The 12416-nt window shown below is 35.3% G+C and carries 11 protein-coding genes and 2 pseudogenes; 7 read left to right on the top strand and 6 right to left on the bottom strand.

Translation table 11 applies throughout. From position 1 onward, the window contains the following. Positions 1-88: 88 nt before the first annotated feature. Entirely contained in the window at positions 89-1093 is a 1005-nt protein-coding gene (locus ACIQYS_RS04930; protein ID WP_402975735.1) for a nucleoid-associated protein, read from the bottom strand. A gap of 339 nt (positions 1094-1432) precedes the next feature. Here ACIQYS_RS04930 and ACIQYS_RS04925 point away from each other — a divergent pair, with 339 nt between their 5' ends. Continuing rightward, a complete protein-coding gene (locus tag ACIQYS_RS04925; protein ID WP_402975733.1) occupies positions 1433-1831 on the top strand; it encodes a hypothetical protein in 399 nt (132 codons plus the stop codon). A 143-nt stretch (positions 1832-1974) separates the two neighbouring features. Then, positions 1975-3243: a M48 family metallopeptidase gene (locus tag ACIQYS_RS04920; RefSeq protein WP_402975731.1), complete on the top strand. Its 1269-nt coding sequence runs from the start codon at positions 1975-1977 to the stop codon at positions 3241-3243. Positions 3244-3308: 65 nt separating this feature from the next. Here ACIQYS_RS04920 and guaD read toward each other — a convergent pair. After that, positions 3309-4675, bottom strand: a pseudogene (gene guaD, locus ACIQYS_RS04915) (guanine deaminase). Positions 4676-4827: 152 nt separating this feature from the next. After that, positions 4828-5052 carry a hypothetical protein gene (locus tag ACIQYS_RS04910; RefSeq protein WP_402975729.1) on the bottom strand — a complete coding sequence of 75 codons (225 nt, stop codon included), beginning with the start codon at positions 5050-5052 and terminating at the stop codon, positions 4828-4830. Positions 5053-5581: 529 nt separating this feature from the next. On the opposite strand from ACIQYS_RS04910, the gene ACIQYS_RS04905 reads away from it, so the two are divergent. After that, positions 5582-5731 carry a hypothetical protein gene (locus ACIQYS_RS04905; RefSeq protein WP_402975727.1) on the top strand — a complete coding sequence of 50 codons (150 nt, stop codon included), beginning with the start codon at positions 5582-5584 and terminating at the stop codon, positions 5729-5731. A gap of 204 nt (positions 5732-5935) precedes the next feature. On the opposite strand, the gene ACIQYS_RS04900 is transcribed toward ACIQYS_RS04905, so the two are convergent. From ACIQYS_RS04900 to ACIQYS_RS04890, 3 genes and pseudogenes are all read right to left on the bottom strand, one after another. Further along, entirely contained in the window at positions 5936-7333 is a 1398-nt protein-coding gene (locus tag ACIQYS_RS04900; protein ID WP_402975725.1) for an HD domain-containing protein, read from the bottom strand. Positions 7334-7477: 144 nt separating this feature from the next. Next, positions 7478-8008: pseudogene (locus ACIQYS_RS04895) on the bottom strand (general stress protein). 140 nt (positions 8009-8148) lie between these two features. Further along, entirely contained in the window at positions 8149-8751 is a 603-nt protein-coding gene (locus ACIQYS_RS04890) for a LysE/ArgO family amino acid transporter (RefSeq protein WP_402975723.1), read from the bottom strand. A 99-nt stretch (positions 8752-8850) separates the two neighbouring features. On the opposite strand from ACIQYS_RS04890, the gene ACIQYS_RS04885 reads away from it, so the two are divergent. The 4 genes from ACIQYS_RS04885 (at position 8851) to ACIQYS_RS04870 (ending at position 12282) form a co-directional block, all read left to right on the top strand. Next, complete coding sequence (locus ACIQYS_RS04885; RefSeq protein WP_402975721.1) at positions 8851-10290, top strand: aminotransferase-like domain-containing protein; 1440 nt, start codon at positions 8851-8853, stop codon at positions 10288-10290. A 93-nt stretch (positions 10291-10383) separates the two neighbouring features. Further along, positions 10384-10704: a PadR family transcriptional regulator gene (locus tag ACIQYS_RS04880; protein ID WP_402975719.1), complete on the top strand. Its 321-nt coding sequence runs from the start codon at positions 10384-10386 to the stop codon at positions 10702-10704. Between the two features lie 52 nt (positions 10705-10756). Further along, a complete protein-coding gene (locus ACIQYS_RS04875) occupies positions 10757-11233 on the top strand; it encodes a DUF2812 domain-containing protein (protein WP_402975717.1) in 477 nt (158 codons plus the stop codon). After that, complete coding sequence (locus ACIQYS_RS04870) at positions 11230-12282, top strand: M50 family metallopeptidase (RefSeq protein ID WP_402975715.1); 1053 nt, start codon at positions 11230-11232, stop codon at positions 12280-12282. Before ACIQYS_RS04875 ends, ACIQYS_RS04870 begins: the two co-directional genes overlap by 4 nt. Positions 12283-12416: the final 134 nt, after the last annotated feature.

Genomic DNA, 12416 nt, shown 5'->3' with positions numbered 1-12416 from the left:
TTCAATTGTACATAATTCATTCTCCAGTAATAGCGTACAAATTAAATCCCGTACCCCTATTCATGGGTTACGGGATTCTGTCGTTTGATTATACTTCTTCTTGAAAATAGATTTTATAAAACTTTCGATTGGTTGTTTCATCATAGCCAACTTCAATTAGATCATCTACTTGTTCGATGTCACGAACATTTACTTGAATTTCAATATTGGAATCGAGTTTGATTTTACGCTTATACGTTTTTTCTACCTTTTCGATCGCACTTTCGGAAATTACTGTTTCGTACGGTTTCACCGAATTTATGATGACTTCTTTTTGTACCGGATCTGCCTTTTCAAATACAGTATCGATAAACTCATGTACCTGAAATTCTTCTTCGGTTCTAAAATAATCGAGCGTTTTGTTTAAAAACCCTAATTTCTCGGTATTCGTAAAACTTTCTTCTTTTAAAATATATTTTTTGCATTCTGTTAACGCTAAATTTGTTTTATGGTATTGTTCATCTACTACTTTAATTTTTAAAAAGCGTTCTTGCCAGTAGATCACATCTTCTTTCTTTTTTGTTTTTATAAAGACAGCGGGTGCTTGATCCGCTCCCATATCTACGACTATGGCCATATTATTGAGTTTCTTAACATTAATACCGTCAACGCCATTTACAATCATTTTATTTTGCTCGTTTTTCACATCTAAAAACATTTCTTTTTCTTCTATTTTTACGATGGCGATTACCTTTTTTACTTCATTAGACATTAAACAATTTTCGAACAATCCAATAAACAAGTCTCCACTTTTAATATTGGGATGCCCTGATACACTGTGTAAATGTGTGGCGATATGTTTTGATTGTTCCAGAAAGCTATTGTTATTATCGAAAATGGATGTCACATATGTATACATTTCATTTAACCCGATATTTGTTTCGTGAAAAAATTCGTATTGCTGCTCCAAATCCATTTTGTTAAAAGCTAATTGTGTAAAGGCAGCTTCTAGCAATACTTCTGGCTGAGAAAATGCCTCTTCACCTAAAACAAGTGTGTCGCTTACATTATGAACGACATACTGTGCTAATTTACTTTCACTTACTTCTAGCATGGTCTTCACCTTCTAATCATTAGTTGTAGATAATTTACCTTATCATATCTTGGCTGCTATTTGAATGGAATATTTTAAAAGCCTCTTTTCAATAAAGAAAATCAAGGGAAGATATATGAAAGTTAAAACTAAAATAATTTGACGTTGATAACCATTATCATATACAATTACGAATGATAGTGATAATCATTTTCATTTGAGTTTTTTCCATCAACACCTACGTGTTAATAAAAGAAAGATCGATATAGCTAGAAATATCACATAAACAGTGACCAGCGCTACTTAATTTTTCTGATTAAAGAAAGATGAAAAGGGAAGATGAATGAAGGAGGAATACGTATGAATGACCGTTTTATAATACTAGATTTTTTTCAGCATCAAGTAAGTTGCTGCTGTCCGGGACAAAAGCACCAACATGTTATTGACTTCCGTCAAGGAGATGTATGGACAATCACAAATGAGCGGAAATATATCGATATACTAGGGTGGCATATCGGGGTAATCGTCAATAGTGAATTTAAGTTTCTTATACATGTGGAAGATTTGGAGGATCTGTATGATAACGGCAGTATTTGTTCTGTTTTAGATTTGGAATTAAAAATTTTACATTTGAATTTTAAAATAAACGAAACACTTGATGCACATGATAAAGCGTCATTTCAGCTATTTGCAAATGAACTGACCAATTTGCAAGAAATCAAAGATACCATGCATTCTGTCGGTGCAGAAGTTTTCTAAGAACAGTTTTACATTTAAAAGTATACCTACTAATTGCACTTGTTTCTATTGGAAAGAATACAGCTAATTGAAAAAAGTGGTTCTATCTTTATCCTTTTTGATTACACTTAATGTAAGAAATAGTCTGTGGAGGAGAAGAGGATTTGGCAAAAAGATGGGGAATAACCGCACTAGTGATATTTGGAGTATATGCTTTAGTAATGTATATGTATATTTTTCATAGTGGAAGTGGAGACATACCAGCAGTTTTGAAAGGTACCGTTGCGGATCCGAAAGTCTTCATGACGGATCGTGAAATGTATCTGAGTCAGGAATATTCCAAAATAAGAAATTTCCTCTTTTTTGTGATTACTCCGTTTGAGTGGCTTATCTATTTATTTATACTGATCACTGGGCTTTCTCAATTATTTGAAAGATGGCTTCCATTAAAAAACAAATGGGCAATCGTACAAAATGCAGTTTATATATTTTTACTATCCGTTTTCCTTTTTATCGCATTATTTCCAATAGATTATTACAGATATCATTTGAGCAAGCATTACGGTATAAGTACGCAAGCTTTTTCATCATGGATGCGGGATAATGTCATAGACTTTTGGATAACATTTGGAGAGACTGTATTAATCGTAACCGTCCTGTATTGGCTAATCAATAAAAGACCAAAGAGATGGTGGCTACACGCTTGGCTATTAATGATTCCTTTTACATTATTCCTTATGTTCATCCAACCAGTTGTTATTGACCCGTTGTATAATGATTTCTATCCGCTGACCGATAAAGAATTAGAAACGAAAATTTTAGCGGTTGCAGAACAAGCGAATATTCCGACAGAGCATGTATATGAAGTGAATATGGCGGAAAAGACAAATGCGCTAAATGCCTACGTTACAGGGATTGGGAGAAATGCAAGAATTGTATTATGGGATACGACCTTAAGCCGATTATCCGATAATGAAATTCTCTTCATTATGGCACATGAAATGGGGCATTATGTGGAGAAACATATCTATTTCGGGATCGCTGGCTATCTGTTAATGATGCTAGTAGGGCTTTGGTTGACGGCGAAACTGATGCCATGGGTCATTAAGCATTTTGGACGTATCTTAAAAATCAAGCGACTAAATGCTATTCATTCGTTGCCATTATTTTTATTGCTCACTTCTTTTTTACTATTCGTTTCAAGTCCAGTTTCAAATTACGTTTCTAGATATCAAGAAACGAGAGCGGATCAATATGCAATAGAGTTAGTAGATGACCCGGAGGCAGCTGTAAGTACTTTTCAGGCATTGACGAAGGCAGGTTTAAATGAAGTGAACCCACCACTTCTCGTGAAATGGTTTCGATATGGCCATCCGACGATGTTAGAAAGAATAACTAGGGTTGCAGATGGTAAAGAAATTGATGCACCTTGAGTTTAAATAAATGCCTATAAAAACACAAGAAGGAGGTACTAGAATTGCTAGTATCTCCTTCTTGATTACATACGTGAATGAACTTTTTCGCCTTGAACCCAAACTTCCCGAATATTTTCTGGTCGCACTAGATACATTATTTTTTGGAAGACATCATGCAAATCTTCCTCATCGTTAAAAATAGGTAATTTTGCAGTCGCTAATTTTGTATCGATGATTTGTACATCCCATGCATAATTTTCTGCTAAACGTCCGATTGGTAAACTTAAACCTTCTCCTCCACCAGCAGTTGCCAAGTAAAATGCCTCGTTAATCGTAATACGTGAATTTGGCACCCCGCGTTCACTAGCAGGAAGCTTTGTATTCACGCCATCTTCTAACATTCTCGATGATATTACAGCCTGTCTAGCATTATCGAAAAGACTAGGCGAAAAACCACCGGAAATATCAGAGCCTAATCCAATCTCCACACCCTTTGCATGCAAATGAGCGATCGGAATGACGCTATTTGCGAAGTAAGCATTAGATACTGGACAATGGCAAACGGCAGTTCCCGTTTCAGCAAACAGATGTGCATCGTCTTCATCTAAGAAATTACAATGTGCCATCACAGATTTATCACCTAATAAACCAAAATCATTCAAGGCAAAGGCATCATTCTTTTGGAATCGATCTTGTACATAGCCATGCTCCCAATCACTTTCACTGCAGTGCGATTGAATATGCGTATCGTGTTTTGCAGCAAGTTCTCCTAAACCTTTTAAAGCATCATCCGTACAGCTTGGGATAAAACGAGGTGTCACTACTGGATACACCCCTTGTTTAGTAGTTTTAGCAAGTTCTTTACAGCTAAAATAAATGCTTCTGTATCTTCTAAAGCAGTTTGCGTGCTAGCATCTCGATAAAAGTCTGGATTTTGATCGGGATTATCCATGACTACTTTTCCAACTAGACCGCGTTGGCCTTTGTTCGCACATATTTCAGCTAGCATAAAACTTGCTTCTTTATGTACAGTTGCAAAATAAAGGGCCGTAGTAGTTCCATTTGCTAGCAGGGTGTTTACTACATCTTCGTAAACTGTTTTCGCGAATTCTAAATCCGAAAACTTCGACTCAATCGGGAACGTATATGTATTTAACCAATCATAAAGGGGAATATCTAGTGCTGTTCCAGATTGTGCCCATTGCGGAGCATGCACATGTAAATCGACAAAACCAGGTAAGAAATATTGACCCTCGGCTAAGCGCTGAAAGTTTTCTGCCCCTTCATAAGCATTTAGTAAAACTGGATAGTCGGCATCTACAGGTGCCACAACTCGCTCAATCATTCCTTTGTTATTAATGCAAAATAGATAGTCTTTTAAGATTTCCACTTCTTTCGGTGACTTGCTAGTAAAAGCTGTCCCTTGAAAAACTTGCGTATATTTATTCATAAACTACACCTCATTGTTCGTTTTTAGCAATATTATCGTAATTATAGAGCAATAAGGACAGGGAGTCTATCGTTTTTGGGGAATTCCAATAAAAAACGAGAGTAAAAATAACTCTCGCTTTTTCTATTAGTGTTGTTTTTACCTAAGGATATTTACCTTCTTTTCTTCTTCCCAAGGTCTTTCGTGTTTGCGATGTTTTTCTCTACTATTTTTTCAAACTCCATATAGACATGATAGGTACTTTCATCCATTTCTATCACGCTTATAACTTTTCCTTTTCTACCTTTAATTTTTAATGCTTCTCCTACTGCAGGTATTCTTCTTAACGCTTGATTTAACACTTTCGTCTTGTTTTCATAAAAATGAACGGCAAACATCTTCTTGTCCCCTTTTCCAGCAATTTATCATTTCTAAAAGTTAGAATTCTTCTATTCTATGATGAGCTTGGAAAGTTAGAACTTTGAAGTAAAACAATGCTTTTATTTCGAACGCTAAGTCGATTTTCTGCACATTGCCAATAATAAGATCATCCCAATGATTCGGCACTTTATTCTTGGTGAATAATGTCGATTAATAAATGCGCAACGTAGCAGGGGTTACTCGCAACATTGAAGAGCATATACGAAACTTCCACTTCAAACGTGCAACATTTTGAGGCATTTCCGCAACGTTCTCAAAAAACGAGTAACAGTCATTGACGTCTCACTCCAAGTTTACTTGCTGTCATAAGAATTAGTTACTTTCAATGGCCAATTAATTGTTTGAATCCATTTTCTGGATTTGTTTGTTAGAAAATGCTGCAATATTTCTGATGTTATCGCTTCTGTAGATTTAAAACCTAAAGAAGGGGAGTCACCATACGTTATTAACTATATTATAGGTTTCAATAAGCAGTTCTCCCCGAATATGGAAGGTTTCATTACTCGTGAAGAAATAGAACGTTGGTTAAAGTGGTGGACATTTCCAACAACGCGTGTGAATGCAGATGAGTTACTTGCATCCCTAGGTGTAAACGCCTTCAACCACTGGGGTATTGTGCCATGGTGTTATGGCTGATGATGAAATCTGGCTACGTTTCAAAGGGGAGGAGCAGCTACGCCATCGTGATGTATGCTTGCGAAAGGATTTATATTATCCAGAATTAGGAAATGAAGCTTAAAAAGAAGCGATTTCAAAAAAAAATATTTTGTAGCCTCTAAGCGAAATGATTAGGTTACAACATATTTTTTGTGTTTTTAATCGTTATATTGCTTTTTAGAATTAACAATCATCAACAACTTTCATTATTTCTTTTACAGCCTTTGATGTCTGTACATGGAGTAACCATTTAGCGTTGGCCGTTATTTTATTTTTTGTGTGGATTTCGACAATGTCCATATTTTGTAATGTTGTTTGAAGCGATTGGACTTTACCGTTCACTTTAGCAAAGGCCATTTTACTTGCTAGTGAAGGATCTAATGCATATGCAAAATCAATGATATTGGAGTTTGCTGGTAGTACAATCGCATCCATTTTTGGAGTGAACACTGTTATTTCTTTTTGGAATAATTCAAATGAAATTAACTCACAAAATGCGATCGAATTATTTGAGATTGATTTTACAGAGTGAATAGAGTTTCCTAAAAGTTTTTCGCTCAGATGTTGCATATCGGTTTCCTGTAAATTGTCAAAGACTCCATTTTTATAGAAGCTTTGCGTTTTTTCATCATGGATAATGACTTGGATAATCTGATGATTGATTTTAACCTTTGTTATAAGATATTTTAAAAATGGGTGCTGTTCAATCGCTATTTGATCAATAAATTGATCAGGTATGGGTTCAAATATTGAATGGATAATTCCAAGAGCTGTGTAGCAACTAAGTGCTGTTTTGGTTGTAACATGAATAGTAAAAAGATTAGGAATATGGTGTCCTTCACTTATCAGATTATATGCTTTGAAAAGAGGAGGTTTTCGACACTCTGTGTGAATAATGACGTTATTTGAATCGCATTCTTGCACTTTTTGAATGAACTTATGGAGAGTCGTAGAGTAGTTTTTCGCATAATCTTCCATGATTTTTTTATATCGTTTATACTTTGGCATATTTAAATAGCTAAATGCTAAATCCTCTAATTCCTCTTGAATTCTATATAATCCAATTTTTTCGGCAAGTGGAGAAAAGAATAATAATGTTTCATTCGCATAAGGTATTTTCTTTTCGATTCTTTTAATTGCGAGAGTTCTCATATTATGTAGACGATCCGCCAGTTTTATGGCGGCTACACGGATATCCATGATAGCGGTTGAAAGAAGCTTTTCTGTGTTAATGGCGCCATATTCTTCCTTTTCAATTGTTCCTTTCTCAAACTTTGTTAACCCGTCCACAATGAAAGCAACTTGCTTGCCAAAATGTTGTTCGATCTCAGACAAAGAAACTGCTGTGTCTTCCACCACATCATGTAGTAATGCACATATTAATGATAGGAGATCTGCTTTATATTCTGCTAAAATTAGACATACCTCAAGCGGGTGGATGATATATGGTTCTCCCGTTGCTCTTGTTTGTCCACTATGTCCTTGTTCGGCAAATTCCATTGCCTGTTGCAATTGTGTTATTTCTGCGGTCGATAAGTATTTGCACCTTTTTGTTAGCATTCCTTTCATTTCATTAATCACCGTGCTCACCTCATTTTTTAAATATTATACAGGAGCAACGGAAGAAAAGAAGTGTTTCTTCATTAATTGTCAGATATTTTAAATGAAAGGCTTTGTAAAAATTCATTGTTGATTTTAGGGTGAAATTTAATTGGAACTCTAGTTTCAGTGTTTCAATTTCTTAATTCGTTTTAAATCTTTATACATACTGGATTTCTTCAAATTCCTACTTTTTAACAAATTTCTTATGTCAGAGACATTATCGTATGATAGTTGAATGTGAAAGTAGTTAATAAACTCTAAAATTGCAAAGATATAAATGAACAAGGCAATTGCTAACCCACCTAATGGTAAAGATGGATACCATTTAATGAAATCAAACGCAAATACAAAAATTGTGGACATAATCATAACTATAGACAGCGTTTTTGAACAATGTAACTATCGAACAACCTTAATCGGAGTTATAGAATTATTCTCATTTCTTAGTCTTTTAAGTTTTGTATACCAATAAATCGTTCCTTGCAATAAAAGAAACTCTAAAAGAATAAAAGATACCCAAAATGAATATAGAGAATACAATTGTAGATTGGGGAATGCGTAATTTAATAGATAACTAACGGGGACAAAAACGATTATAGAAGATAATTCGCCAGAATATAAATAGGCTAACCTTTTTTCTATCATTTCCTTCAATTTACTATTCACCTCCTGATATACACATTTGATTTTGACAGTCGCAAGATATAAAACCCTGAATCGCAAAATCACACTTGAAAACCGCCAGATTATCTATATAGGGATTATATCGTCTTTAGAACAGTGAAATTCAGCAATTAACGCAAACCTACAAGAAGATAAACTGCGGTACACCATATAAAAACAGCGGAACATTTATTAAAAATAGTCATCAGCTTTCCTGTACCATCCATTTTTTTCATCGTTGCTCCTGCAAATGTCAGTCCAAAAAACCAACACCATGATACAACGATACAAGCTACCATAAATAATAACTGCTCTGTCCCAACGTACTTTAGTGCACTAGTCCCAATGACGCCAACCGTGTCTAAAATAGCATGTGGATTTAATAGGGAAACGGACATCGCAAAGACAATTTGCTTCCTTGCTTTTAAACTTTTCTCCGTTTCTAGGCTAGTAGGTTTTGCTTTCCAAATCGAATACCCCATATATAAAAGAAATACAATGCCAACTATCATCAGTGCTAGTCGCAAGCCCTCCAATTGCAATACAATGACGGACAAACCAAATACAGCGAGTACTATTAGTAAAGTGTCACAGATAGCAGCTGTAATAGCAGCAGGTAAAGCCTTTAATACACTCGGTTGTGTGGCTCCTTGCGAAAAAATAAAAACGTTTTGTACACCTAAAGGCAATATAAGTCCAAATGCTAATAAAATACCATGTATGATTGCTTCCAATTAAAAAACTCCCTTCTCATATTACTTTAACTATGTTACAACTAAAAGAAAACAACCAATTGGATGGTTTAAGAACCAACCAATTGAAGGAGAGATACTTTGAATTGGACACCAGATCGTCACTCGCATTTGTCACTCCATATCCAAATTGTCGAATGGATTACGACACGTATAGAGCAAGGAGAATGGCCAGTTGGTACAAAACTACCACCACAGCGCAAATTAGCTGAGCTGTTAGGGGTGAACCGAAGTACAATTATCGAAGTTCTTGATGAATTAAAGGCGGATGGTTTGCTTGAAATGAAAAGAGGGGCCGGTACTTTTGTATCCAATAACTCATGGAATATACTTTTGAACAAATCGCAGCCAAATTGGCACAAGCATATACAAGCAAGTATCCATAAACCAAATTATCATACAATCCAGCTGATTAATGAATATGAGCAAGATTCCTCTATAATTAGACTTGGTACTGGTGAACTTTCACCGGATTTATTACCAACGAAGCTTTTAGAACAATCACTTCAAGCTATTTCACTAAACGCACGAGATATCGGTTATTCAGAGCCGAAAGGAAGTAAGAGACTTCGAATAATTTTAAGCGAATATTTGCAGAAGCGGGGAATACATACATCACCTGAGAGTATTTTAATTGTTTCGGGGGCATTGCAAGCTTTGCAATTAATCTCCGTCGGTTTACTGGAGCAGCAATCAATTGTTTTTCAAGAGTATCCATCTTATTTAAACTCGGTGCACCCATTTCAATCTGCTGGTATGCAAATGGTGTCCGTCGAGAGGAATGAACGCTTAGTTGAAACATTAAAAGTTATTAGAGGAAAAAAACAGTCACTTTTTTATACGGTTCCAACTTTGCATAATCCAACAGGGAGTAATTTAACGCCCCTGGAGCGGAAAGAACTATTGGAAATATGTGCAGAACTACAAATACCAATAATTGAAGACGATGTGTATTATGAATTATTATTTGAGGAATCGCTACCGGCCATGAAATCTCTGGATCAAACAGGACAAGTTTTATACTTAGGGAGTGTGTCTAAAACATTAAGTCCGGGACTTAGAATTGGCTGGGTTGTAGCCCCTGAACCTGTTATTAAACGACTGGCAGATATTAAAATGCAGACGGATTACGGATCGAGTGCCTTCTCACAAGAAATTGTTGCCCACTGGCTTTCTACTGGTTTATACGAGGAGCATGTTGTAAGATTACGCCAACAATTAAAAGAGCGTGCCTTGTTCGTAGAGGATATTCTTAATAAAGATTTCAGTCAAATAGCCACATGGGAGAATTCAATGGGGGGCTTCTATATATGGCTAAGATTCAACGAACCAGTTGTGAATAAAGCACTATTCTTGAAGCTCATAAAGCAAAACGTACTCATTAACCCTGGTTATATATACGATCCGAGTGATTGGCATCATATTCGACTTTCCTATGCTTACGCTACTTTGGAAGAGTTAAAAGAAGGATTAACAATCTTATTAGGTGTTATTAAATCTGAATCATCTTTTATGTTATAAAAAGCAATCCCGATTTGGGGTTGCTTTTTTATATCACTTATTGATATATTATTTTTAGTTATATCAATAAGTGATATATTAAGGAGGATTATTTTGAAATCACTCGAACAATTAACAGACTCAGTGTTTTACATTATGGCTGCACTTGCACAGCCGAAACATGGATACGCAGTCATGAGTCTAATTGAGGAAATAACAAAAGGAGCATTTGTTATTGGACCAGCAACACTTTATACAATTATTAAAAAATTGCTAAGTGAACAACTTATTGTACTGCATGATGAAACAGATTCACGTAGGAAAGTGTACGTATTAACAGAAAAGGGTAGAAAAGTTTTGGCTGAAGATATCGAACGGCGAAAGGTTATGATTAAGTTGGCAGAAACAGGGCTTCAAGGGGGGAGTACATCATGAAAAGTCAAAATATATTGTTTCAAATGGTCTAGCTTTTGCGGAAGAAAAGGATATGCAATTGCTACAACTAAAAGGGACGGAAGGCTGGCATTTAAAAGATTTTGCTCTAGGAGGCTATAGATTAGAAAAAAGAGAGTTTGGAGAAATCCAATATAGTATTGATTACCGTAAGCTCTTGGAAGATGACAAGGATGAATACTTTGAAGTATTTGCAAGTTCTGGATGGACACATGTTTGTTCGAAAAATGATATGCATATTTTTAGAGCTATGCCAGGCACGATTCCGATTTATAGTGATGCGGATTCATCGATAGATAAATTGTCTAGATTAGCAAGACCGATATATTTTGTCACACTTTTCTTTTTAGTCGCAACGATAATTTTGTGGGCATTGATGACAATTACGGAAGGTCCAATTCAGCAAGTAAGTAAGTGGGCATTCATTTTTTCATTCGTCTTTACGATGCCTTCGATCATGATGGTCTGCTCTGTTCAATATCAAAAATGGAAGCAGGGGGCGGAGGTATGAAATCGATTGTAACTCCTAAATGGGTCTCCCTATGTGCATTATTAATGATCTTAGTAGGTGTCACTTTTGATCGTACATACGAAATGACTGTCATGCTTTCAGGAATTTTGTTATCGTTGTGGCTTGCGATAACTATTCATGAGTTAGGTCATGTCGTTGCAGGAAAGGCTGGTGGATTTGAATTTGTTTTCTTTATTTCAGGACCAGTTCAATGTTTGAAAACTGTGGATGGAATAAGCTTGAAGGAAAATAAAATCTGGTTATTTTTGGGAGGCGTTGCATTGATGATACCTCCTAGAGTTGGATACAAAAAATTAGCTAAAAAGGAAGCGTTATTTGTAGCAGGAGGTCCTGTTGCTTCGGTATTGATCGGGATCTTAAGTTTGGCTCTCTATTATTTGTCGGGTTATATTCTTTTTATGTATTTTGCGATTATGAACATAGCTATTTTTTGTGCAACAGCAATTCCTTTAAAGACGAGCATGAAGACTGATGGTTATGTATTGTTAACACTATTAAAGAATAATGATGAAACTATCAAATTATTAGATGAACTTGTATTATCGAAGGAATTGCTTAGTAATAAGCAACCAATACAATGGGATGTAGAATTAGTAAACTTTGCAAGACAAAAGCAGCCATCTATTGAAAATTTGCAATATGCCATGCTCCTATACTATTACGAAGTCTATCAAAATGGCTTCCATAATGCTGTGAAAGTGATGCAACCATACAAATCGATCCCTATTACAAAAGATAATAAATTTCAAATGAGCTTTATTATTAACATGCATCAAATCGAGTTATTGCTAGACGATAACTATCATACACAAGATATTGTTAAACTTCAGAAAAATCTCTCCATTATCGAGCCAGTATCTTATTATAGGGGACAAGCAATGGTTGCTTATTTAGAGAAAGACTTAAACCAGGCTATTGTTCATTTAGAAAAGGTTTATGCAATTATTGAGGAAAATGAATCGTTATATGGATTTTTCTTTGTAGAGAAAATTTTAACAAATCTAGTGAAAGAGAAAATAAATAGGTAATAGATTAGTTTTTATTTGTACATAGAGTCAAGTTTACTTTTCTGAATAATCTGTGTTAAAATCTATTAAACTACAAATTATCGGAGGGCAATATATGTTGCTTTACAATTGATCCTTTCTGATTCGACCTTATT

The sequence above is a fragment of the Psychrobacillus sp. NPDC096426 genome (assembly GCF_044762745.1).
In the GTDB taxonomy this organism is placed as follows: domain Bacteria; phylum Bacillota; class Bacilli; order Bacillales_A; family Planococcaceae; genus Psychrobacillus.
Note: the sequence above shows the minus strand (reverse complement) of the source record. Positions and strands in the feature narration are given on the sequence as shown.